We start from the raw sequence: 22251 nt of genomic DNA, 5'->3' as shown, positions 1-22251 counted from the left end.
CCGGGGGTCGCCGATCAGGCGGCCCTTTTTCGTGCCCGCAACATCGAGCTTCGCATGGACCTTCGCGCCCTTCTCTACGGATTGCTCTTCGCGCTGATGTGGTCCTCGGCGTTTAGCTTCGCCCGGATCATCGTGTCGGAGGCGCCACCGATCCTCGCCCTCGTCCTGCGTTTCGGGATCGCGGGCATCATCGGGGTCGGAGCGGCCCTGCTGATGGGGCAGCGGATCCGTCTGACGAAGACGCAATGGCGTGCGGTCGTCGTCTTCGGACTTTGCCAGAACGCGCTCTACCTCGGTCTCAACTTCGTCGCGATGCAGTGGATCGAGGCGTCGCTCGCCGCGATCATCGCCTCCTGCTTGCCACTCACCGTCGCGCTGGCGAGCTGGGTCCTGTTCTCGGAGCGCACACGCTTGCTGGGAGTCGTGGGACTGATTGCAGGCGCAGTCGGCGTGATCCTCATCATGGGCACGCGGCTGCAGGGCGGGGCAGACCTTCTTGGAATCGTACTCTGCCTCGTCGGAATGATCGCGTTGACCGTGGCGACGCTAGCGGTGCGCGGGGCGTCGGCAGGGGGCGGCAACCTGCTGATGATCGTGGGCCTGCAGATGCTCGTGGGCTCGGTTGCGCTCCTGCCTGCCGGGCTGGCGCTCGAGACCTGGGACGTGACATGGACGCCGCGGCTGGCGCTCGCCTTCACCTACACGACGCTGGTGCCGGGCCTGACGGCCACCTTCGTCTGGTTCCTTCTGGTTGGACGGATCGGCGCGACCCCGGCCGCGACGTTCCACTTCCTCAACCCGTTCTTCGGCGTGCTGATCGCGTGGCTGCTGCTCGGCGAGCGGCTGGGTCCGCTCGACGTGGTCGGCGTGATCGTCATCACGCTCGGCATCCTTGCGGTCCAGATCTCGCGCTTGAACCGCGCCTGACCATCGTCCGGACGCGTCCGTCAGATCCGGATACCGCTCGAAATCGAATCTTGCTTGGAGCGTCGATGCCGACGGACCTCAGCCGATCCGTCCGCCGGCATCCCCGACCTGTCCGCGATGCAGCAGGTAATGGTCCAGCACGACGCAAGCCATCATCGCCTCCGCCACCGGGACGGCGCGGATACCGACACAGGGGTCGTGGCGGCCCTTGGTGACGATCGTCGTCGCCTCGCCCGACCGGGTGATCGTCCTCCGCTCCGACAGGATCGAGGAGGTGGGCTTCACCGCGAAGCGCACCACCACGTCCTGTCCGGTGCTGATCCCACCGAGGATGCCGCCTGCGTGGTTGGACGAATAGACCGGTCCGTCCGGTCCCATCGCGATCTCGTCCGCGTTGTCGCGCCCGGTCAGGCGCGCAGCATGCATTCCCTCCCCGATCTCGACGCCCTTGACCGCGTTGATCGACATCATCGCGGCGGCCAGATCGGTGTCGAGCTTGCCGTAGACCGGGGCGCCGAGCCCCGCGGGCAGGCCCCGCGCCACGCATTCGATGATGGCGCCGACCGAATTGTGATCGTCGCGCCGCAGCCAGTCGAGATGCTCGGCAAAGGCCTCGGCAGCAATGGGGTCGGGACACCAGAAGTCGTTACGTCCGATCTCGTTCCAGTCGAAGCGCGCGCGGTCGATGTCGAGCGGCCCCATCGCCACCATGTAGCCGGTGATCCGCACCTGCGGCAGCAGCGCGCTCAGCGCCGCTCGCGCCACGCCGCCCGCCGCGACACGGGCCGCCGTCTCCCGCGCGCTGGACCGGCCGCCGCCGCGGTAATCCCGGATGCCGTATTTCTGCCAGTAGGTGATGTCGGCGTGACCGGGACGGAACTTCTCGGCGATGTCGCCGTAATCCCTGGATCGCTGGTCGGTGTTGCGGATCATCAGCTGTATCGGCGTGCCGGTCGAACGGCCCTCGAACACCCCCGACAGGATCTCGACCGTATCCGGCTCCTTTCGCTGCGTCGTGTGCTTGGATTGACCGGGCTTACGGCGGTCGAGCCAGACTTGCAGCGCCTCCGCCTCGATCGGCACGCCCGGCGGGCAGCCATCCACCGTCGCACCGAGCGCGGGGCCGTGGCTTTCCCCCCAGGTCGTGACGCGGAACATGTGGCCGAAGGAGTTCAGAGACATGGCGGCCTCATAAATGCGCGTTCGCCTGTTGGCTAGGCGATCTCGGGCCGATGGACCACGTCGCAACGGGCGCTCGGCATCAGCGTTTGGTCAAATGTTAAACTTATGTAAAGGTGGTGCCGTAGCGTTAGCGGGAGTGCCGGACATGGCAGATGCACACGTACACGATACGGGGAAACTATCCCTGACAGTCAAGATCATGATCGCGATGGGGCTCGGCATCGTCGTCGGCGTCCTGTTCGACGTCATCGATTCCGAGTTCATCGACACGAATATCGTCGCCGGTTTCTTCGGCATGATCGGCACGATGTTCGTCAACGCGCTGAAGATGCTGGTGGTTCCGCTGGTCTTCTTCTCGCTGATAACGGGCGTGACCGGGATCGGCGACATTCGCGTCCTCGGCCGGGTCGGAGGCAAGTCCTTCGCTCTCTACATGTTCACGACGGCCTGCGCGATCGGCATGGCCATCGTCCTCGCGCTGCTGATCGGGCCGGGCGCGGGCTTCGACATGGAAGGTATCAACACGTCCGGCGTCACCGGGGCGGAAGCGCCCTCGGTCTGGGCCACTTTCGCAGCCATCGTCCCGACCAATCCAATCCAGGCCTTCGCGTCGGGCGAGATGCTGCAGGTCATCTTCTACACCGTGATCCTCGGGGTCGCGGTCCTGATGATGGGCGATACGGCCAAACCCTTCACCGAGGCCTGCGGCTTCATGAACGAGCTTGTGATGAAGGTCGTCGGCATCGTCATGGTCTTCGCGCCCTACGGCGTCTTCGCCCTGATCGCCAAGACCTTTGCCGAACAGGGGATCGGGCTTTTCATCCCGGTCATGGCCTATGTCGTGACGCTGGTGCTGGCGCTCTTCCTGCACCTCTTCGGAACCCTGTCGCTGTTGCTGAAACTGCTGTCGGGCCTGAACCCGATCACATTCATGCAGAAGATGCGGCCGGCCCAGATCTTCGCCTTCTCGACGGCGAGCTCGAACGCCACGATCCCGGTCACCTACCGCTCCGTCACCGAGCGGATCGGCGTGGACAAGGGCGTCGCGTCGTTCTGCGTCCCGTTCGGGGCCACCATCAACATGGACGGCACCGCGATCATGCAGGGCGTGGCGACGGTGTTCCTCGCCAACGTCTACGGCATCGACCTCGGGCTGACCGGCTACATCACCGTCATCGGCATGGCGATCCTCGCCTCGATCGGGACGGCGGGCGTGCCGGGCGTGGGTCTGGTGATGCTGACGATGGTGCTCACGCAGGTCGGCCTGCCGATCGAGGGCGTGGCGATCATCCTCGGCGTCGACCGGCTGATGGACATGATCCGCACCGCGGTGAACATCACCGGCGACGCGGTCGTGACCACGATCATCGCCAAGTCCGAGGGCAAGGTGGATGTCGGCGTCTTCGACGATCCGGAGGCGGGCGTCATCGCCGAAGACGTGACCGACATTCCGGCCCACGCCCAACCGGCGGAATAGGCGATCGCCCTTGCCGCTACTTGCGGCTGGGGCTACATCATCTCTTACCTCGGGGAGCCTTCACGGGCTGAGATGCGCAAGCGGACCCGTTGAACCTGAACCGGTTAGGACCGGCGGAGGGAAGGTGCGAGCGTCTCGCCAAACCCGCCCGTCGAGGGAGAGCGCGAGATGAGACCTGCCACGATCGCAATGGGGTTGACCCTGATGACAACGGCCGCCACGGCCGAGCCGCTCACGATCTACGCCCCGGACTACTTCGCCTCCGAATGGGGCCCCGGACCCGCGATCAAGGAAGCGTTCGAGGCGTCCTGCGACGATTGCGAGATCGAGTACGTGACCGGCGACGTGCTGCCGCGCTTGCGCCTCGAGGGGGAGCGCACGCAGGCGGACGTGGTGATCGGCCTGAACACCGACGACGCCGAAGCGGCGCGACAGACCGGCCTCTTCGCGCCCTCGAACGTCGACACGTCCGACCTGACCATGCCGGTCGAATGGACAGACGAGACCTTCGTGCCCTTCAACTGGGGCCATACCGCCTTCGTCTACGAAGCGACGAAGATCGAGCCGCCCGCAAGCTTCCAGGCCCTCGTCGATGCGCCGGACGATCTGCGCATCGCCATTCAGGATCCGCGGACCAGCGTCTCCGGCCTGGCGCTCGCGCTCTGGATCCACCGGGTCTTCGGCGAGGAGGCGGAGTCCGCATGGGAAGGGCTCGCGCCGAAGATCGTGACCGTCACCAAGGGCTGGTCCGAGTCCTACGGCATGTTCACCGAGGGCGAGGTGGACATGGTGCTGAGCTACACGACCTCCCCCGCCTATCACATCATCGCCGAGGGCGACGACACCAAGAAGGCGGCGATCTTCCCCGAGGGCCACTACGTCATGGTGGAGACCGCCGGGCAGATCGCCGGCACCGATCAGCCAGGGCTGGCGCAGGCCTTCCTCGACTTCATCCTGACCGAGGACTTCCAGTCGATCATTCCCGAGGGGAACTGGTCCCTGCCCGCCAGGCTCGACCCGTCGAAGTTGCCCGAGGGCTTCGCCGCCCTCGAGATGCCCGAGACCGCGCTCATCTACCCGTCCGAGGAGGCGGAGGCGCTGCGCGACACGGTGGTCGCCGAGTTCGAGGCCGGTCTCGGCCGCTAGGTGACGGCGATTGGCGGCAGACGCGACGGCCCGGGCGCGCGGATCGGCCGCGCGGCGGCGATCCTCGTCGCGGTTGCGTTGGTCCTGCCGCTGGTCGCGGTGGCGTGGCGGGCCGAGGGTTGGGGCGGGCTCGCCGGATCCGACTGGGCGGCGCTCCGCTTCACGCTCTGGCAGGCGGCGCTTTCGGCGGCGCTCTCGGTCCTGCTCGCGATCCCGGTGGCGCGCGCGCTGGCTCGCCGCACATTCCCGGGTCGCGGTGTGGTCGTGCTGTTGCTCGGCGCGCCGTTCATCCTGCCGGTCATCGTCGCGGTGCTCGGACTCGTCGCCATGTTCGGCCGCAGCGGTGTCGTCAACACGGCACTCGGCTGGATCGGCGTCGCCCCCGTCTCGATCTACGGTTGGCAAGGGGTGATCCTCGCGCATGTGTTCTTCAACATGCCGCTCGCCACGCGGCTCATCCTTCAAGCCTGGCTCGGCGTGCCGGGCGAGCGCCTCCGTCTCGCCGCCTCCCTCGGCTTTACCGCCCGCGACACGTTCCGCCTGCTGGAGCTGCCGATGCTGCGGGCCGTCGTGCCGGGCATCTTCGTGGTGATCTTCCTGATTTGCACGACCTCCTTCGCCGTCGCGCTGGCGCTCGGCGGCGGGCCGCGCTCCACCACTGTGGAGCTGGCGATCTATCAAGCGTTCCGTTTCGACTTCGACCTGTCCCGGGCGGCCCTGCTCGGCGCGATGCAGATGGCCCTCGGCGGTGCAGCGGCGTTCCTGTCGCTGCGTCTCGCCCTGCCCTCGGGTTTCGGCGCGGGGCTCGACCGGGCGGTGCCGCGATGGGACAGCGCGGGCCCGGCCTTGCGGATGCAGGACGCGGTGGCGATCCTGCTCGCCTGCACGTTTCTGCTCCTGCCGATGATCCTCGTCCTGGGCGATGGAATCCGTCACCTGATCGACCTGCCCGTCTCGGTCTGGACCGCCGCCGGACGGTCGCTCGGCATCGCGCTGTCCGCCGCCCTCCTGACCACGGCGCTGGCGATGGCCATGGCCGTCGCGACAATCGCGCGCGGCCGGAACGGGTGGATCGAGGTGGTGGGCACGCTCTCCATCGCCGCCTCGCCGCTGGTGCTGGGCACCGGGCTCTACATCCTGCTCCTGCCGGTAGTGAACCCGATCGCGATGGCCCTGCCGGTGACGGCCTTCGTCAACGTTATCCTTGCCCTGCCCTTCGCGCTCCGCGCCCTGATCCCTGCGATGCGCAACCTCGACCGGGATTACGGCCGGCTCTCCGCGTCGCTCGGCCTGTCCGGCTGGTCCTGGCTCCGCCTTGTCGCCCTGCCGCGCCTGCGCCGTCCCGCGGGCTTCGCGGCCGGACTGACGGCGGCGCTGGCGGCGGGAGATCTCGGCGTCATCGCGCTCTTCGCCTCGCCCGATCAGGCGACGCTTCCCCTCGTCCTGTATCAGCTCATGGGCGCCTACCGGATGGAGGATGCCCGCGCCGCCGCGCTCCTCCTCGTCGTGCTGTCGCTTGGCCTGTTCTGGCTCTTCGAACGCGGAGGGCGCCGTGCTTGAGCTCGATCATCTGCGGCTGATGCTGGGCGCTTTTACACTCGAGGCCGATGCGCGATTAGAGGCGGGCGGCATCACCGCGCTGATGGGCGCGAGCGGGTCGGGCAAATCGACGCTCCTCGCCGCCATCGCCGGCTTCCTCGCGCCGGAGGACGGCCAAGTCCGGGTGGACGGCGCGGACATCACCGCCCTGCCCCCCGGGGACCGGCCGCTCTCGATCCTGTTCCAGGACCAGAACCTGTTCCCGCATCTCTCGGTCGCGAAGAATGTCGGGCTGGGCCTGCGCTCCGATCTGCGCCTCGACGCGGAACAGAAAAAGGACCGGGATGCGGTGCTGGCCCGCGTCGGTCTCGCAGGCATGGGCGACCGCCTGCCCCGCGACCTGTCGGGTGGACAGCAGAGCCGCGCCGCCCTGGCCCGTGCGCTCCTGCGCCGGCGGCCGTGGCTCCTGCTCGACGAGCCGTTCTCCGCCCTCGGACCTGCGCTCCGGCAAGAAATGCTGACGCTTCTGCGGGAGACGGCACAGGCGGAAGGGTTGTCGGTCCTGATGGTCACGCACGACCCAGCGGATGCCCGCGCCATCGCCGATCATACCGCGTTGATCGCGGGCGGCGTGTTGCATCCGCCGAAACCGACGGCACCGCTCTTCGCCGATCCGCCACCGGAATTGCGCGCTTATCTCGGCTGAGCGTTCCGGCGCAGCACCGACGCATTCAACGCCGTCGCATAGGCGATCCACCCGACATAGGGCAGGACCGCATAGCATGCGATCGGGTCGACAGCACGGAGCGAGGCGGCCAGCGCGATCGACGCGACCAGCAGGCAGGAGATCACCACGAGCGCCGCCCGCATCCGGTGCAGGCCGAAGAAGACCGGCGTCCAGAGCGTGTTGAGCGCGATCTGCACGGCCCAGAGCGCAAGCGGAAGCGCCGCACCCTCGCGCCCCGCCACGCGCGCCGCCGCGAAGGCAAGCAGGACGTACAGGATGCCCCAGGCCACCGGGAAGAGCCGGTTCGGCGGCGTCCAGACAGGCTTCTCGAGCCGCGCATACCACTCGCCCGGCCGGAACAGCACGCCGGTCGACGCGGCCGCGCAGCAGGCGGCCAGGAAGATCGCGAAGAGCGGCCAGTCCATCGTCAGAGCGCGGCCGGCAAGGGCAGGTTCCGCACCAGCGCCTCCGCCCCCGAGATGGCCCCGGCGACACCGCCTTCCGGCCCGGGCACGAGATGCAGGAAACCGGTTCCCGACACCGCCGAATGCCCGCCGGCCGGAAGGCCGTGGGGTGTTCCGAAGCGGTCGCGCACGTCCTCGGGGGTGAAAACCATCTCGGTCGCGAGATGCCGTGACAGCCCCGGGAGGACGCTCGCCTCGATCCGGGCCATCAGGCGATCGCGAAGCGGCCCCGCCTCCTCCGACCACCGGGGACCGGCCCGATGGCCCAGATGCGGCACGGGAACGAGCGCGTAGAACGTGTCGCCGCCTTCGGGTGCGGCCGTGCAATCGTCGAGCGTGGTGCGGCGCAGGTGGATGAGCGGATCCTCCGGGATGCGGCCCCGCGCCACGGTCCGGAGGTTCGCCGCGATGTTGTGCCCGGCGACCATGGTGCTGACCCCGGCCTCGGGCCAGAGATCCGCCGTGTCGCGCGTGCCGAAATGCCAAACGAACAGACCGATTGCCTCCGCCGGGGCACGGCGCGAGGGCGGCACAGTCCCGGCGACGACGACATCGGCCTCGAGCCGCTCGCCGCTCGTCAGCTCGACATGCCGGGCGGAGGCGGCGATCACCTCGACGCCGAGCCGCACTTCGCCACCCTGCGCCTCCACCGCCTCGGCCATCGCATGCGTGACGTCGCCGAGCCCGCCATTCGCCGCGACGAGGCCGTGGCGGGTCATCGCCGGGAAGCACAGCTCCGGATCGGCGGTCAGCGGGTTCTGACCGACGAGGATCGGCGGGCAGGCCATCATGGTCCGCAACTTCTCGTCGCTCAGATGGGTGGCGACGCGCCGCATCACGCCGCCCCAAGCCCGCGGACGGAACCGCTCGAACAGGCCGCGAAACCCGCCCCAGGGTCGCGCGCGCGCCTCGCTCCAGAGCGCGTTCCATCCTTCGAGGTCGCCGGGCGAAATCCGTCGCACCGCGTCCTCCATCCCCTCGGCCCGCGCCTCGACCCGGGTGCCGTCGTCCCAGTGGAACGACCACAGCGGATCGGGCGCGATCAGGTCGAGCACGTCGGGATCGTGACCGCATTCGAGGAACAGTCGCCGGAGCGCGTCCGGATGGCTCATCAGCGTCGGCCCGAGGTCGAAGCGGTGTCCCTCGGATTCGACCGAGATCGTCCGCCCGCCGGGCCTATCCTGGCGGTCGAGAACCGTGACGCGCCAGCCCGCAGCCCCGAGCCGCATCGCGACGGCAAGCCCGCCGAAGCCGGCGCCGATGACAACGGCATGCGGTCCGGTCCTGCCGGTTGCGGATGGAAGCAACGTCATTTGGTACTTTCGCGGATCAAGGCCGATACGTAGCGTTCGCCCGACCATACTTGCAACAAGACCGATCGCCGCAACCTGAGGGCGTGTCGTTTACCCAACGTGATCCTGCAAGAACCCGTTCGCTCGCGCTCTCCGGCCGACATCGGTTGACACGTCTCGGCCGAGCTTCACTTCACGGCACGGCGCCTCTAGACGGGCGCGGTGCCTCCGGGCCGACAGGGAGTTCGAATGCGAGCCGACGACACGATGATTCCCGCCTGGGTGGACGGGACGCTGCGCCCGATGCCGAAGCTCGAGACCCACGAACGGGGGCTGCGGCACAAGGCGATCTCGGTCTTCGTGCTGCGCGGCGACGCCGTGCTCCTGCAGCGAAGGGCGGCGTGCAAGTACCACACGCCGAACCTCTGGGCGAATACCTGCTGCACCCACCCGCACTGGAACGAGCCGTCCGCTCGTTGCGCTACCCGTCGCCTGCGGGAGGAACTGGGGATCACCGGCCTGCCGCTCGAGGCACGTGGCACGCTCGAATACCGTGCCGAGGTGGGTGGCGGCCTGATCGAGCACGAGGTCGTCGACCTGTTCGTCGGGCTCGCCGGACCGGACCTAGCGCTTGTGCCCGATCCCGAGGAAGTGCGCGACCACCGCTGGATCGGGCTGGATGCGCTGGCCGCGGAGATCGCCGCCGAACCGTCGCGTTTCACCCCCTGGCTGCGGATCTACATGGCCGATCATCGGGATCGCATCCGGCCCGGGGGTGGCAAGACGGCCGATCCCGTCACATATGGCGACGGGTGAGCAGGAGGACGACATGAGCGAATTTCCCGGCTGGCACGGCACGACCATCATCGGCGTCCGCAAGAATGGGCGCGTCGTGATCGCGGGCGACGGCCAGGTCAGCGTTGGAAACACCGTGATGAAGGGCACCGCGCGCAAGGTGCGCCGCCTGTCGCCGGGCGGCCACGACGTCGTGGCGGGCTTCGCCGGCTCCACCGCGGATGCGTTCACCCTGCTCGAACGGCTGGAGAAAAAGCTCGAGGCGACGCCGGGGCAACTCGCGCGTGCGAGCGTCGAGCTCGCCAAGGATTGGCGGACCGACAAGTACCTCCAGAAGCTGGAGGCGATGTTGATCGTCACCGACGGCAAGGACATGTACGTCATCACCGGCGCGGGCGACGTGCTCGAGCCCGAGCACGACGTGGCCGCGATCGGGTCCGGCGGGAACTACGCGCTGGCCGCGGCCCGTGCGATGATCGACACCGACCTCGACGCCGAGACGGTCGCCCGCCGGGCGATGCAGATCGCCGCCGATATCTGCGTCTTCACCAACGGCAACCTGACGGTCGAGACGCTCGGCTGACAGCCCGCTGCCGCGACATTGCGTTCGCGCGCAGGCCGCTTAGGTAGGCGCGGGAAGGAGACCGAGAATGACCGACCTGACCCCGCGCGAGATCGTGTCCGAACTGGACCGCTTCATCATCGGCCAAAAGGACGCCAAGCGCGCCGTCGCCGTGGCGTTGCGCAACCGTTGGCGGCGCAAGCAGCTCGGCGACGACCTGCGCGACGAGGTCTATCCGAAGAACATCCTGATGATCGGCCCGACCGGGGTCGGCAAGACCGAGATCAGCCGCCGGCTCGCCAAGCTCGCCCGCGCGCCGTTCCTCAAGATCGAGGCGACGAAGTTCACCGAGGTCGGCTATGTCGGCCGCGACGTGGAGCAGATCGTCCGCGATCTGGTCGATGCGGCGCAGATCATGATCCGCGAGCAGATGCGCGAGGACGTCAAGGACAAGGCCCATGCTGCTGCCGAGGAGCGGGTGATCTCGGCGCTGGCCGGCGACCAGTCGCGGGAAGGCACGCGCGAGTCGTTCCGCCGCAAGCTTCGCGCGGGCGAGCTCGATGACAAGGTGATCGAGCTCGAGGTGACCGACAATTCCAACCCGATGGGCGGCTTCGCCATCCCCGGCCAGCCGGGCAGCGACCAGATGGCCTCGCTAGGCGAGATGTTCGGCAAGGCGTTCCAGCGAAACGTCAAGAAGCGCCTGACGGTCGCGGCGAGCTACGACCTGCTGATCGACGAGGAAGCGGACAAGCTGCTCGACGCGGAGACCGTCACCCGCGAGGCGATCCGCGCGGTCGAGCAGAACGGCATCGTCTTCATCGACGAGATCGACAAGGTCTGCCGCAATGCCGATGCCCGGGGTGCCGACGTGAGCCGCGAAGGCGTGCAGCGCGACCTGCTGCCACTGATCGAGGGCACGACCGTCTCCACCAAGCACGGCACGGTCAAGACCGACCATATCCTCTTCATCGCGTCGGGCGCGTTCCACATCGCCAAGCCCTCGGACCTTCTGCCCGAACTGCAAGGGCGCCTGCCGATCCGCGTGGAGCTGCGCGCGCTGACCGAGGACGACTTCGTCCGCATCCTGACGGAGACGGACAACGCGCTGACCCGGCAATACACCGCGCTGATGGCGACGGAGCAGGTCACGGTCAGCTTCACCGACGAGGGGATCGCCGCGCTGGCCCGGATCGCCGCGCAGGTGAACGAGAGCGTCGAGAACATCGGCGCGCGGCGGCTCTACACCGTGCTCGAGCGTGTGTTCGAGGAACTGTCCTTCGAGGCGCCGGATAGAGGCGGCAGCGATGTGGTGATCGACGCAGACTTCGTGGAGGCCCAGCTCGGCGAATTGTCCCGGTCCGCGGACCTCTCCCGCTACGTGCTTTGAGCCGGGAAACCGGCTTCGCCCGGTTCCTGCACGACAACGCCGCCTTCCTGTCTGCGGGGGCGCTGATCGCGTTCACCTCGTCGTTCGGGCAGACGGTGTTCATCGCGATCTTCGCCGTCGAGGTGATGGGCGCGTTCGGCCTGACCGACGGGACCTGGGGCCTGATCTATACCTTCGCGACCTGCGCATCGGCGCTGGCCATGGTCTTCGCCGGCGGCATCGCGGACCGGCTGCGTATCCGACGGCTCGCGACGCTCGTCTGCGGCGGACTGGCAGGGGCGTGCCTGCTGATGGCCGCGACGAACGGCCTCGTGATGCTGGTGCTGGCGATCTTCGCGCTGCGGTTCATGGGCCAGGGCATGATGACGCATCTGGCCAACGTGGCGATGGCACGGTGGTTCGTGGCCTCCCGCGGCAAGGCGCTCTCCATCGCCTCGCTCGGCTTCGCGATCGGACAGGCGACCCTGCCGATCCTGTTCGTCTACCTGATGTCGGTAACGGACTGGCGGTTCCTCTGGGTTGGCTGTGCGGGCCTCACGCTCCTGTCGATCCCTATCCTGCTACGGTTGCTGCGAGCCGAGCGCACGCCGGCCTCGCTAGCGGGCGAGTCCGCCTCGACGGGCATGGGCAACCGGCACTGGGTCCGTATGGAGGTGCTGCGACACCCGCTCTTCTGGGCGATGATCCCGCTCCTGCTCGGCCCGCCCGCCTTCGGCACGGCGCTGTTCTTCCATCAGGTGCATTTCGCGATGGCCAAGGGCTGGACCCACGCGTCCTTCGTCGCGCTCCTGCCGATCTACACGGTCTCCGTCGTCAGCGTGACGCTACTCTCCGGCGCGGTGCTCGACCGGATCGGGTCCGGGCGGCTGATCCAGTTCTACATGGTCCCGTTCGTCGTGGCCTTCTACCTGCTCGCGGGGGCGGACACCCTCTGGGCCGGGGCGGTCGCTCTCGTGATCATGGGGATCGGGTCCGGGGCACAGGCGACCGTGCCCACGGCCTTCTGGGCGGAGTTCTATGGCACGCGCCACATCGGTGCGATCAAGGCGCTCGGCGCGTCGATCATGGTGCTCGGCACGGCCATCGGACCCGGCCTGACGGGCGTCGTGATCGACCACGGCATCGACCTGCCGCACCAGGCCATCGCCATCGCCGCCTACTTCGCCTGCGCCGGCCTGATCGCGGCGTACGCGGTGCAGCGTGCGAAAGCGGATCTACCGTCGCAGATAGACGTAGTACGCGCCTGAGCCCCCGTGGCGCCTATGCGCCTCGGAGACCTGCAGGACGACGGGGGCAAGCGGCGCCATGCGGAGCCATTGCGGCACCTGATGCTTCAGCACGCCCAGCCGGGCCGGGATCGGCCCCTCGGCGGGGCGGGACTTGCCCTTGCCGGTGACGACGATCACCAGCCGCTTGCCCGCCGCGTGGGACATCAGGACGAAGTGCGTCAGCTCCGGGTGCGCCTGCTCCAGCGTCATGCCGTGCAGGTCGAGCTTGCCTTCCGGGCGGAGTTTGCCGGACGTCATCCGCTTGTGCGCTTTGGCGTCCATCCGAAGCGGCGCGGCGCGGACCTCTTCGGCGATCGAGGGCGCGAGGGCGTGCGAGCTGTTGCGCATCTTCGCGCGTTCACCGAGCCGGAACGGCCGAACCTGCGGTGCGGGCGGGTCCGGGTTGGGCACGGGCGGAGATGCGTCCAGCGGCTCCTGCCGCGGCGGGTCCAACGCCTCCGCCGTGCGGGTATAGCGGGACCAGATATCCTGATCCTCGGGCGTCAGCCTGCGCCGCCTCATCGCGGCAGGAGCGGAGTGAACCGTCCCGGATGGTTGAACCGCCCCGCCGCGCGACCCGCGGCATCGCCCGTGCCGAAAAACAGATCCGCCCGGCCCGAGCCGCGGATCGCCGCACCGGTATCCTGCGCGATGCAGAGGCGCGAGATCCCGTCCGTCTCGACCCAGACCGGCGTACCGAGCGGCGTCTGCTCGGGATCGACCGCGAGCGAGCGTCCGCCGCTCAGCGGACAGAGCGTACCCATCGGGCCGGACTCGAGGGGCAGATCGAGGGCGACGAACATGACGTAGCTCGGGTTCTCCGCCATCACGGCCCGGCCGCGCACGGGATCGGCCCGGAGCCAGGTCTTCAGCGTCTCGGCGTCGATATCCGCGTCGAACACGCCACGCTCGACGAGAAGCTTGCCGATCGAGCGGTAGGAATGACCATTCCGACCGGCGAAGCGGACCCTCAACGTCCCGCCATCCTCAAGCCGGATGCGCCCCGACCCCTGAACCTGAAGGAAGAAGCGATCCACCTCGTCGCGGAGCCACGCGATCTCGTGGCCCGCCAGCAGCGGCTCGATCTCCGCGCGGGGCGCGGTGACGAGGCCGGACGGCATAGCATGAATCGGGACGGGAAAGGCATCGCTCGGCTCGAGGGCGCCCGGAAGTTCAGGCTCGTAATAGCCGGTGAAATGCCCGGTCATCGTCGGGCCCAACTGGAAGCGCGCCTCGAAGAAGGCCCGCGGGTCGGATGCCGCCCGGGCGATCTCCGACAGGGGGCCCGGCGGGTTCCTGAGATACGCATCGAGCGCCGCGGCCAAGTCGTCCTGCATCCACCCGAGCAGACCGGCAAACGAAGGCCGCCCCGTTTCGGGGGCGGCTGGCGGGGCCTCGAGGGGGGCCATCTCAGCCCCCGGTGGCGACGAGCTTCCAGTTCGGATCGCCGGTGCCCATCACGCGCGCGAAGGTCCAGACGTCGCGGCTCTTCTTGATCTCGTTCGGATCGCCCTCGACGATCTTGCCCTCGGCATCGCGCACGACGCTCGTCATCTCGCCGACAAAACGCAGCGTGATCTCAGCTTCCGATGTTGTCGGGTCGAACTCCGCGTCCGTCAGAGCCGTCTCGCGCACGCCGACGAAGTTTGCGTGAACCCGGAGCCCCCTGTCTTCCCGGTCGGAGATGACCGACAGGAAAGCGTCGTAGACATCTTCCGCCAGGAAATCCTGCACCGACGACAGGTCGCCGTTCTCGAAGGCCATCAGGATCATCTCGTAGGCCTGCCGGGCACCCCCAACGAATTCGTCCACGCTGAACCCCGGCTCGGTCTGCTTCATCACGGCAAGCGCCTTGGCGCTCTCGCTGCCATCGGGAACATGGTCGATAATGTCGCGGTCCGGCCCGCCCTCGATCACCTCGAAGTCGCGGCGCACGGTATCCGAACGCGGATTGTCCACCGCCGGCGGCTTCTCGAACCCCGTGCGCGTGCCGAGCACGTTCTTCAGCCGGATCACGAGGAACAGAGCGATCGCGGCGAGGACCAGAAGCTGTATCACGGGATGGTTCATCCTTCTCTCCGGGCGCGTGGGCTTGGTATCCCGAACCCCGCACATAAGTAAGACGGTATGGGGATCAAGGGAAGCGATCCCGACCGAAGGAGGCCCATACCATGTGGTTGTTCGCGATTTTCGTCGCCGTCCCGATCATCGAGATCGCGTTGTTCATCCAGGTGGGTGGCCTGATCGGTCTCTTTCCGACGCTCGCCATCGTCGTCGTCACGGCGGCGCTCGGGACATATTTGGTGCGCAAGCAGGGATTGGCGGAGCTGCGTCGCATTCAGCAGTCGCTGGATCGGCTGAGCAATCCGACACGCCCGCTCGCACATGGCGCGATGATCCTCGCCTCGGGGCTCCTGCTGCTAACGCCCGGCTTTTTCACCGACGCCATTGGGTTCGCGCTCTTGGTGCCAGGCGTGCGGGATGCGGTGATGCGTCACGTACGGCAGCGCATCGAGGTCAAATCCTTTACCGTCGGCGGACAACCCATGCGGGAGCAGCCACCTGCTCGCGACGACGTGGTCGAGGGCGAATATGTGGAAGTTCCGCGTCGTGGAGGCCCCTCGGGCTGGACCCGCGACTGACCCTTGCGCCGCCTCGGTTGTGACGTCCCGGCCCCTCTGGTATCGGGGCGCAACCTTTTTCTGACCCGAGGATGACGCCAGATGGCCGACGAAGACCAGACAACCGACGCTCCGAATCCCGAAGAGACCAAGCCCGAAGGCGCCACCAACGGCGCGGCCCAGCCGCAGCAGATGCCGCAAATGCAGGTGCTGGGCCAGTTCATCCGTGACCTCTCCTTCGAGAACGTGGCCGTCCAGAAGGGCCGCGCGATGGAAGGACAGCCCGACATCAGCGTGAAGGTCGGGCTCGAAGCGAAGAAGCGCAGTGCGGAGGGTCAGTACGAGGTCGCCGTGAAGCTCAACGTCACCGGCAAGGTGAAGGGCGCGGACGAACCGATCTTCGCGATGGAGCTGGACTATGCCGGCGTCTTCGCGATCTCGAACGTGCCCGAGAACCAGATGCACCCCTATCTGATGATCGAATGCCCGCGGATGCTGTTCCCGTATCTGCGCCGCATCGTCTCCGACGTGTCGCGCGATGGAGGTTTCCCGCCGCTCAACCTCGAGAACATCGACTTCGTCGCGCTTTATCGCAACGAGGTCACGCGCCGCATGCAGGCCGAGAGCGGCCAGCAGAAGCCGTCCTGAGCTAGCGCCGCCAGAGCGCCCCGTCGCCCAGGCCGTCGACGAAGGCGGCATGGGCGACGCGTTCTGCCTCCGAAATGCGCGGCGGCAGGGGCACGGGTCGCGGGCCGGGCGTCCAGTTGCCCTGCCCCGTCTGCCGACTCGTGCCCTGCGCGACCAGCGACATGGTCGGCTGCCGCCCGCCGATCAGCTCCAGATAGACTTCCGCCAGGATCTCGCTGTCGAGAAGCGCGCCGTGCTTGGTACGCGACGAGTTGTCGACACCGAACCGGCGGCAGAGCGCATCGAGCGAGGCCGGCGCGCCGGGGAACTTGGCCCGCGCGATGCCCAGCGTGTCGATCGCCCGGTCCATCGGCAGGCGCGGCAAGCCCATCCATTCGAGTTCCGCATTCAGGAACTTCATGTCGAAGGCGGCATTGTGGATCACGAGCTTCGAGTCGCCGATGAAGTCGAGGAACGCCTGCCCGACCTGCCGAAAGACCGGATAGTCCTTCAGGAAGTCGTCGCCCAACCCGTGCACCTCGAACGCACCCTGCGGCATGCTCCGTTCGGGGTTGATGTACTGGTGATAGATCTCGCCCGTGGCGACGTGGTTGACGAGTTCGACCGCGCCGATCTCCACGATCCGGTCGCCGGTCTCCGGCTCGAACCCGGTCGTCTCGGTATCGAGGACGATCTCTCTCACGTCAGCTCCTTCACGATGGTCGCGACGGTGGCGCGCGCCGTCCCCATGTCGGTCGTCTCGATGATGTAGTCGGCTTGTGCCCGCTTGTCAGCATCCGGCACCTGCCGCGACAGGATGGTTTCGAACTCCGCCTCCGTCATCGTGCCACGGCCGAGGACGCGGGACTTCTGCACCTCCGGCGGGGCGCTGACGACGGCGACGCGATCGACCTGCGCGTTCGCGCCGGTCTCGAAGAGGAGCGGAATATCGAGCACGACGAGAGGAGCATCGGCCTCGAGGAAGGTCATGCGGTGCGCCGCCACGAGGGGATGCACGATGGCTTCGATCTTCGGAAGCACGTCGGGGTCAGCGGCGACGATGCGGCGCAGGACTTCGCGGTCCACGGCGCCGTTTCGCACCGCCTTTGGGAATGCCGTTGCCATCGGCGCGACCGCTGCGCCCCCTGCGGCGTAGAGTTGGTGTACGGTGGCATCCGCATCCCAGACCGGCACGCCGAGTTCGCGGAACATTTCGGCGGTCGTAGACTTCCCCATGCCGATCGACCCGGTCAGTCCGAGGATCACGCAAGCACCGCCCGGCGAAGGTCGTCATCGACCTCGGGCGTCGTGCCGAACCATGCCGCGAAGCCAGGGACGGCCTGATGCAGCAGCATGCCGAGACCGTCCACGACCGGGTTGCCCCGCGCGGCGGCCGCGCGCAGGAGCGGCGTCGCGAGCGGCGTATAGACGATGTCGGTCACCACGGCCTCCTCCGGCAATGCATGCAGGTCGAGTGTCAGGGGCGGCTGCTCCGTCATGCCGAGGCTGGTCGTGTTGACCAGGAGCCCCTGCCCCGCCAGTGCGTCCGAAACTTCCGTCCAGGGAACGACCTGTGTCCAGTCACCGAAGATGTCCGCGAGCGCTTCCGCCCGCGCGGTGGTCCGGTTGGCGAGCGTCACCCCGGGCACGCCCGCCGTCAGTAGCGCATCCACGATCCCCCGCGCCGCGCCGCCCGCGCCGAGAACCATAGCCGGACGGTCGCTTTGCCAGTTCGGTGCGCCCTGTCGCAGGTTCGCGAGAAAGCCGATCCCGTCGGTGTTGTCGGCGTGGATGCGGCCGTCGCGGAAGACCAGCGTGTTCGCCGCCCCGACGGCGCGCGCCCGGTCCGTCACCTCGTCGGCACGATCGAAGACGGCCTCCTTGTGCGGGATGGTCACGTTGATGCCGGCGAAGCCGAGCCGCGGCAACAAGCGGAGCGTCTCGTCGAGATCGGCCGCCGGCACGCGGAGCGGGACGTAATGCCCGTCGATGCCGTAGCGCGCGAGCCAGTGCCCGTGCAGGCGGGGCGACCGGCTGTGCCCGATCGGGTCGCCGATGACGCCGGCCAGGACGCTCATGCCGCGATCTCCCCGCGGGTGATCAGGAAATCGATGAGCGGCAGGAGCGGCAAGCCGAGCACGGCGAAGTAATCGCCTTCCACCCGATGGAACAGACGCGCGCCCTCCCCCTCGAGCGTGTAGCTTCCGGCAGAGTGACGGATCTCGTCCCAGTTCCGGCTCACGTATTCCTGTAGATAGGCCTCTGACGCCAACCGCATGTCCATGCGCACGGTCGCAACGTGACGCCAGACCGGCCGGCCGGCTTCCGCAACGACCGCAGCGGAATGGAGGCGATGCGTTCCGCCGGACAGGCGACGGAGTTGCGCGACGGCTTCTTCCTGTGTGCCCGGCTTCGACAGGAGCGTGCCGTCATGGTCCGCAGTCTGGTCGCAGCCGAGGACGAGACCCGGGGCTCGTACCCGGAGCGCCTTCATCTCGGCCAGCGCGTCGGCGATCTCCCGCGGCCCGTGCCCTTCGGCCAACAGCGCATCCCGCACCAGTGCCTCGTCCACGCGCGACGGGCGCGCCTCGAACGGGATCGCGGCATTGGCCAGCAACATGCGACGCGTCTCCGACGTCGAGGCGAGGATCAGCATGGGACAACCCTGTGAGGAACCGGCGGGAGAAGCTTGTCGGAAACCATGTGGGAGGAATGACCGGACGCGTGGTCGAGGACAAGTCGGGCGTTCTCCCCGCCTCACCGACGTGTTCTCCGCCGGTGGAACGTTTGATACCGGGATGTGCAGGAACGGATCCGTACATGGCGTGGCTCGCATCGTCCCCAACATTCTCCACAAGCAGTCAGCCCATGAAAGCCGTGCTATTCTCGCTTTATCCCCGACCTCGGGATCCCGCGCATCGACGTTCTCCCCAGCTATGCATTTCCTGTTGAAAACCTTTAATCCCCGACTCTCACAGGCCCTACAAACAACTTCATCTTCTTTCTTTCTTTTTGACTGGTAGGAGACGGCGCAGGAGGAGCGCAGTTGGCAGATCTCTATCTCTGGTTGAAAGCTGGACACGTGATCTCAGTCATCGCGTGGATGGCAGGCATCTTCTATCTGCCGCGTCTGTTCGTGTACCACGCGGAGCAGAGCGCCCTCGTCCCGGACATGATCCCCGTTCTCGAGGTCATGGAACGTCGGCTCCTGCGGGCGATCATGCTGCCGGCAATGATCGCGGCATGGACTTTCGGGCTTTCCCTGATCGCCCTCGGCGTGGTCGACTGGAACGAGGGTTGGCCTTGGGTGAAGGCCGCCAGCGTTCTTGCGATGACGGCATTTCATATCTGGTGCGCAAGCGAGCGGAAGCGGCTGGTAGCCGGTACGGCCAAGCTCGATGGGCGGCGCTACCGGATGATGAACGAGGTGCCGACGGTGCTGATGGTGGTCATCGTGATTTCAGTGATCGCTCGACCGTTCTGATTGACTTCCCGGATCTCAGCGCATAGCTGAGCCTCAACGGTGGGCCGTCCTGGCCCGGAATGCCGATCTCCAAAACACAATTGAGGCGTCGCTATACCATTTGGGGAGCGGGGCCATGCCGCTGCGAGGCAATGACATGCGCGATGACGAGTATCCCACCGAACCGACGTCTCCGGAAGCCGGCCCTGCCGAAACGTTGAACCTCCGCGACCTCAAGGCGATGTCGCCGAAGGCGCTGGTGGACATGGCCGAGGAACTGGAGATCGAGAACGCCTCGACCATGCGCAAGGGCGAGATGATGTTCTCCATCCTGCGCGAGCGGGCCGATGAGGGTTGGGAGATCTCGGGCGAAGGCGTGCTCGAGGTCCTGCAGGACGGGTTCGGGTTCCTGCGGGCGCCTGAGGCGAACTACCTGCCTGGCCCCGACGACATCTATCTTTCCCCCGACGTTATTCGTGCCCATTCGTTGCGCACCGGCGATACCGTCGAGGGTGTCATCCAGGCGCCGGACGATAACGAACGGTACTTCGCAATCGTCAAGGTGACCCAGATCAACTTCGCCGATCCGGAAATGGCGAAGCACAAGGTTAGCTTTGATAACCTGACGCCGCTCTATCCCGACGAGCGTTTCAGCATGGAGATCGAGGATCCGACCATCAAGGATCGCTCCGCCCGGATCATCGATCTTGTCGCACCCATCGGGAAAGGTCAGCGATCTTTGATCGTTGCCCCGCCTCGGACAGGCAAGACCGTCCTCCTGCAGAATATAGCCAAGTCTATCGAAACGAACCATCCCGAGTGTTACCTCATGGTTCTGTTGATTGACGAACGTCCAGAAGAAGTCACGGATATGCAACGATCCGTGAAAGGCGAGGTCATTTCCTCGACCTTCGATGAGCCGGCTACCCGCCACGTCGCTGTCAGCGAGATGGTGATCGAGAAGGCCAAGCGTCTCGTCGAGCACAAACGCGATGTCGTCATCTTGCTCGATTCGATCACGCGCCTCGGTCGTGCCTTCAATACCGTGGTGCCCTCCTCTGGCAAGGTTCTTACCGGCGGCGTCGATGCAAACGCCCTCCAGCGGCCGAAGCGCTTCTTCGGCGCTGCCCGTAATATCGAGGAGGGTGGCTCTTTGACGATTATCGCGACGGCCCTGATCGATACCGGGAGCCGTATGGACGAGGTGATCTTCGAAGAGTTCAAGGGTACTGGTAACAGCGAGATCGTGCTTGATCGCAAGGTGGCGGACAAGCGTGTCTTCCCCGCGATGGATATTCTGAAGTCCGGTACGCGAAAGGAGGATCTTCTGGTCAATCCCAAGAACCTCCAGAAGACTTTTGTCCTACGTCGTATTTTGAACCCGATGGGAACGACGGACGCGATCGAGTTCCTGATCGGCAAGTTGAAGCAGACGAAGACGAATTCGGACTTCTTCGAATCCATGAATTCCTGACGGCACGGTCGTGTCGGAGACGATCTACGCACCTGCCACCGCGCCGGGGAAATCGGGCGTCGCAATTGTACGGATATCCGGGCCGGCGAGCATTGATGTCCTCAAGGCTCTAGGAGGCCAACCCCCCGAGCCGAGGATGTCGCGGCTCTGTCGTCTTCACGGCTCAGACGGTGAGGTGTTGGACCAAGCGCTTGTCCTGTACTTCGCTGAACGGGCAAGTTTCACAGGTGAAGACGTCGTGGAATTGCAGTGTCATGGCAGCATGGCTGTCGTGAAGGCGATCCTGACCGCCATTGGACAGACAGGCCTAGCACGCCTTGCAGAACCAGGCGAGTTCACGCGTCGGGCCCTACTCAATGATCAGCTCGACTTGACGCAGGTTCGAGGTCTGGCTGACCTGATCGACTCAGATACAGAAGCGCAGCGGCGTCACGCAATGCGCGTTTTTGACGGCGAACTGACTCGCACGGTTCAAGGATGGCGCCGCGATCTCATTCGCGCACGCGCTCTTCTCGAGGCAACGATTGACTTTGCGGATGAAGATGTTTCCGAGGATGTCCGACCGGAGGTCAAAGAGCTGATACGCGGCGTCAAGGAGTCTTTAAAGAACCAGGTACTCGCCTCCGGCGCTGCAGAACAAATACGGAACGGATTTGATGTTGCAATCATCGGAGCACCAAACGTCGGGAAGAGCACGCTACTGAATGCGCTGACGAGAAGTGACGCAGCAATTGTTTCGGAAGTTGCCGGGACAACCCGCGATTTGATCGAAGTCAGACTCGACATTGACGGGTGCCAGATTAACTTAATTGACACCGCAGGACTGAGGAAAACAGACGACCCAGTAGAGAGGATCGGGGTCGAGAAGGCACGCAACCGAGCGGAGAAGGCGGACCTCCGTGTCTTTCTATACACCTCTGACGGCGACAGCGATCCTACTCTGGCATTGCGCGATTGCGATGTCCGGCTTCGATCCAAAGTTGATCTCGCTGATGGGAATAGCGGAATTTCCGCGCTAACGGGTCAGGGTATCCCGGAACTTCTTAATTTGATATCTGAACGGGCTTCGTCCCTCTCCCGAGAAGCAGGCTTGGTAACAAGATCGCGCGATCTACAGACCGTCGACGCTGCAATCGTTGAACTCAATCGAATAGAACGTTGTGTCTCTGACGACGAGGCGGAACTCCTTGCGAGTGATGTAGGGTTCGTCACGGATCGGTTAGCTGGTATAATCGGGGGGGTTGATGTCGAAGGGATTTTAGACGAGATATTCTCGTCGTTCTGTTTAGGAAAGTGA

24 protein-coding genes and 1 riboswitch are annotated in these 22251 nt (G+C 66.3%); of the genes, 14 read left to right on the top strand and 10 right to left on the bottom strand.

The annotated features are described in order from the left end of the window. Nucleotides 1–54: 54 nt before the first annotated feature. Complete coding sequence (locus Q1A87_RS07355) at nucleotides 55–927, top strand: DMT family transporter (RefSeq protein WP_299649031.1); 873 nt, start codon at nucleotides 55–57, stop codon at nucleotides 925–927. A 78-nt stretch (nucleotides 928–1005) separates the two neighbouring features. On the opposite strand, the gene aroC is transcribed toward Q1A87_RS07355, so the two are convergent. Further along, a complete protein-coding gene (gene aroC, locus Q1A87_RS07350) occupies nucleotides 1006–2109 on the bottom strand; it encodes a chorismate synthase (protein ID WP_299649027.1) in 1104 nt (367 codons plus the stop codon). Nucleotides 2110–2254: 145 nt separating this feature from the next. On the opposite strand from aroC, the gene Q1A87_RS07345 reads away from it, so the two are divergent. The 4 genes from Q1A87_RS07345 to Q1A87_RS07330 all read left to right on the top strand — a co-directional run bounded on the left by Q1A87_RS07345 (nucleotide 2255) and on the right by Q1A87_RS07330 (nucleotide 6977). Beyond that, on the top strand, nucleotides 2255–3586 hold the full coding sequence (locus Q1A87_RS07345) for a dicarboxylate/amino acid:cation symporter (protein WP_299649024.1): 1332 nt from the start codon (nucleotides 2255–2257) through the stop codon (nucleotides 3584–3586). Nucleotides 3587–3626: 40 nt separating this feature from the next. Then, a riboswitch (TPP riboswitch) is annotated at nucleotides 3627–3725 on the top strand. A 29-nt stretch (nucleotides 3726–3754) separates the two neighbouring features. Beyond that, nucleotides 3755–4732 (top strand): thiamine ABC transporter substrate binding subunit, encoded by a 978-nt coding sequence (locus tag Q1A87_RS07340; RefSeq protein WP_299649021.1) that lies wholly within the window; start codon nucleotides 3755–3757, stop codon nucleotides 4730–4732. A gap of 9 nt (nucleotides 4733–4741) precedes the next feature. After that, on the top strand, nucleotides 4742–6292 hold the full coding sequence (locus Q1A87_RS07335; protein WP_299649252.1) for a thiamine/thiamine pyrophosphate ABC transporter permease ThiP: 1551 nt from the start codon (nucleotides 4742–4744) through the stop codon (nucleotides 6290–6292). Further along, nucleotides 6285–6977, top strand: a complete 693-nt coding sequence (locus tag Q1A87_RS07330; protein WP_299649018.1) for an ATP-binding cassette domain-containing protein — start codon at nucleotides 6285–6287, stop codon at nucleotides 6975–6977. The genes Q1A87_RS07335 and Q1A87_RS07330 overlap by 8 nt, the downstream gene beginning before the upstream one ends. Here the strand turns inward: Q1A87_RS07330 and Q1A87_RS07325 are convergent. After that, on the bottom strand, nucleotides 6965–7423 hold the full coding sequence (locus tag Q1A87_RS07325; protein WP_299649015.1) for a TspO/MBR family protein: 459 nt from the start codon (nucleotides 7421–7423) through the stop codon (nucleotides 6965–6967). The genes Q1A87_RS07330 and Q1A87_RS07325 overlap by 13 nt on opposite strands. 2 nt (nucleotides 7424–7425) lie before the next feature. Beyond that, nucleotides 7426–8775, bottom strand: a complete 1350-nt coding sequence (locus Q1A87_RS07320) for an FAD-dependent oxidoreductase (RefSeq protein WP_299649012.1) — start codon at nucleotides 8773–8775, stop codon at nucleotides 7426–7428. A gap of 228 nt (nucleotides 8776–9003) precedes the next feature. Between Q1A87_RS07320 and Q1A87_RS07315 the strand changes: the two genes are divergently transcribed. The 4 genes from Q1A87_RS07315 (at nucleotide 9004) to Q1A87_RS07300 (ending at nucleotide 12748) form a co-directional block, all read left to right on the top strand. Further along, on the top strand, nucleotides 9004–9570 hold the full coding sequence (locus Q1A87_RS07315) for an isopentenyl-diphosphate delta-isomerase (RefSeq protein ID WP_299649009.1): 567 nt from the start codon (nucleotides 9004–9006) through the stop codon (nucleotides 9568–9570). Between the two features lie 13 nt (nucleotides 9571–9583). Further along, nucleotides 9584–10132: an ATP-dependent protease subunit HslV gene (gene hslV, locus Q1A87_RS07310; protein WP_299649006.1), complete on the top strand. Its 549-nt coding sequence runs from the start codon at nucleotides 9584–9586 to the stop codon at nucleotides 10130–10132. 67 nt (nucleotides 10133–10199) lie between these two features. Further along, a complete protein-coding gene (gene hslU, locus Q1A87_RS07305; protein ID WP_299649003.1) occupies nucleotides 10200–11501 on the top strand; it encodes an ATP-dependent protease ATPase subunit HslU in 1302 nt (433 codons plus the stop codon). Then, complete coding sequence (locus Q1A87_RS07300) at nucleotides 11498–12748, top strand: MFS transporter (RefSeq protein WP_299649000.1); 1251 nt, start codon at nucleotides 11498–11500, stop codon at nucleotides 12746–12748. Before hslU ends, Q1A87_RS07300 begins: the two co-directional genes overlap by 4 nt. Here the strand turns inward: Q1A87_RS07300 and Q1A87_RS07295 are convergent. The 3 genes from Q1A87_RS07295 to Q1A87_RS07285 are packed head-to-tail and all read right to left on the bottom strand — an operon-like array spanning nucleotide 12716 to nucleotide 14839. Beyond that, complete coding sequence (locus Q1A87_RS07295) at nucleotides 12716–13291, bottom strand: Smr/MutS family protein (protein WP_299648997.1); 576 nt, start codon at nucleotides 13289–13291, stop codon at nucleotides 12716–12718. The genes Q1A87_RS07300 and Q1A87_RS07295 overlap by 33 nt on opposite strands. Beyond that, the gene (locus Q1A87_RS07290; protein ID WP_299648994.1) at nucleotides 13288–14178 is read right to left on the bottom strand and encodes an MltA domain-containing protein; all 891 of its coding nucleotides are present in this window, start codon (nucleotides 14176–14178) and stop codon (nucleotides 13288–13290) included. Before Q1A87_RS07290 ends, Q1A87_RS07295 begins: the two co-directional genes overlap by 4 nt. Before the next feature lies 1 nt (nucleotide 14179). Beyond that, entirely contained in the window at nucleotides 14180–14839 is a 660-nt protein-coding gene (locus Q1A87_RS07285; protein ID WP_299648991.1) for a Tim44/TimA family putative adaptor protein, read from the bottom strand. A gap of 101 nt (nucleotides 14840–14940) precedes the next feature. On the opposite strand from Q1A87_RS07285, the gene Q1A87_RS07280 reads away from it, so the two are divergent. After that, nucleotides 14941–15411, top strand: coding sequence for an FxsA family protein (locus tag Q1A87_RS07280; RefSeq protein WP_299648987.1), 471 nt, complete (start codon nucleotides 14941–14943; stop codon nucleotides 15409–15411). Between the two features lie 81 nt (nucleotides 15412–15492). Next, complete coding sequence (secB, locus tag Q1A87_RS07275; protein WP_299648984.1) at nucleotides 15493–16038, top strand: protein-export chaperone SecB; 546 nt, start codon at nucleotides 15493–15495, stop codon at nucleotides 16036–16038. A 1-nt stretch (nucleotide 16039) separates the two neighbouring features. Here secB and dnaQ read toward each other — a convergent pair whose 3' ends face one another. Genes dnaQ through Q1A87_RS07255 form a run of 4 tightly spaced genes read right to left on the bottom strand, consistent with a single transcriptional unit; the run spans nucleotide 16040 to nucleotide 18673 of the window. Continuing rightward, on the bottom strand, nucleotides 16040–16720 hold the full coding sequence (gene dnaQ / locus Q1A87_RS07270; protein ID WP_299648981.1) for a DNA polymerase III subunit epsilon: 681 nt from the start codon (nucleotides 16718–16720) through the stop codon (nucleotides 16040–16042). Next, nucleotides 16717–17283 (bottom strand): dephospho-CoA kinase, encoded by a 567-nt coding sequence (coaE, locus tag Q1A87_RS07265; RefSeq protein ID WP_299648978.1) that lies wholly within the window; start codon nucleotides 17281–17283, stop codon nucleotides 16717–16719. The genes dnaQ and coaE overlap by 4 nt, the downstream gene beginning before the upstream one ends. Next, the gene (locus tag Q1A87_RS07260; RefSeq protein WP_299648975.1) at nucleotides 17280–18095 is read right to left on the bottom strand and encodes a shikimate dehydrogenase; all 816 of its coding nucleotides are present in this window, start codon (nucleotides 18093–18095) and stop codon (nucleotides 17280–17282) included. Before Q1A87_RS07260 ends, coaE begins: the two co-directional genes overlap by 4 nt. Then, nucleotides 18092–18673, bottom strand: a complete 582-nt coding sequence (locus Q1A87_RS07255; protein ID WP_299648972.1) for a nucleoside triphosphate pyrophosphatase — start codon at nucleotides 18671–18673, stop codon at nucleotides 18092–18094. Before Q1A87_RS07255 ends, Q1A87_RS07260 begins: the two co-directional genes overlap by 4 nt. Before the next feature lie 390 nt (nucleotides 18674–19063). On the opposite strand from Q1A87_RS07255, the gene hemJ reads away from it, so the two are divergent. The 3 genes from hemJ to mnmE all read left to right on the top strand — a co-directional run bounded on the left by hemJ (nucleotide 19064) and on the right by mnmE (nucleotide 22251). Then, nucleotides 19064–19501, top strand: coding sequence for a protoporphyrinogen oxidase HemJ (gene hemJ, locus Q1A87_RS07250; protein ID WP_299648969.1), 438 nt, complete (start codon nucleotides 19064–19066; stop codon nucleotides 19499–19501). Nucleotides 19502–19637: 136 nt separating this feature from the next. Then, complete coding sequence (gene rho, locus Q1A87_RS07245) at nucleotides 19638–20954, top strand: transcription termination factor Rho (protein ID WP_299648966.1); 1317 nt, start codon at nucleotides 19638–19640, stop codon at nucleotides 20952–20954. A 10-nt stretch (nucleotides 20955–20964) separates the two neighbouring features. Continuing rightward, entirely contained in the window at nucleotides 20965–22251 is a 1287-nt protein-coding gene (mnmE, locus tag Q1A87_RS07240; RefSeq protein ID WP_299648963.1) for a tRNA uridine-5-carboxymethylaminomethyl(34) synthesis GTPase MnmE, read from the top strand.

Origin of the sequence: uncultured Jannaschia sp., assembly GCF_947494055.1 — a bacterium.
In the GTDB taxonomy this organism is placed as follows: domain Bacteria; phylum Pseudomonadota; class Alphaproteobacteria; order Rhodobacterales; family Rhodobacteraceae; genus Jannaschia.
Note: the sequence above shows the minus strand (reverse complement) of the source record. Positions and strands in the feature narration are given on the sequence as shown.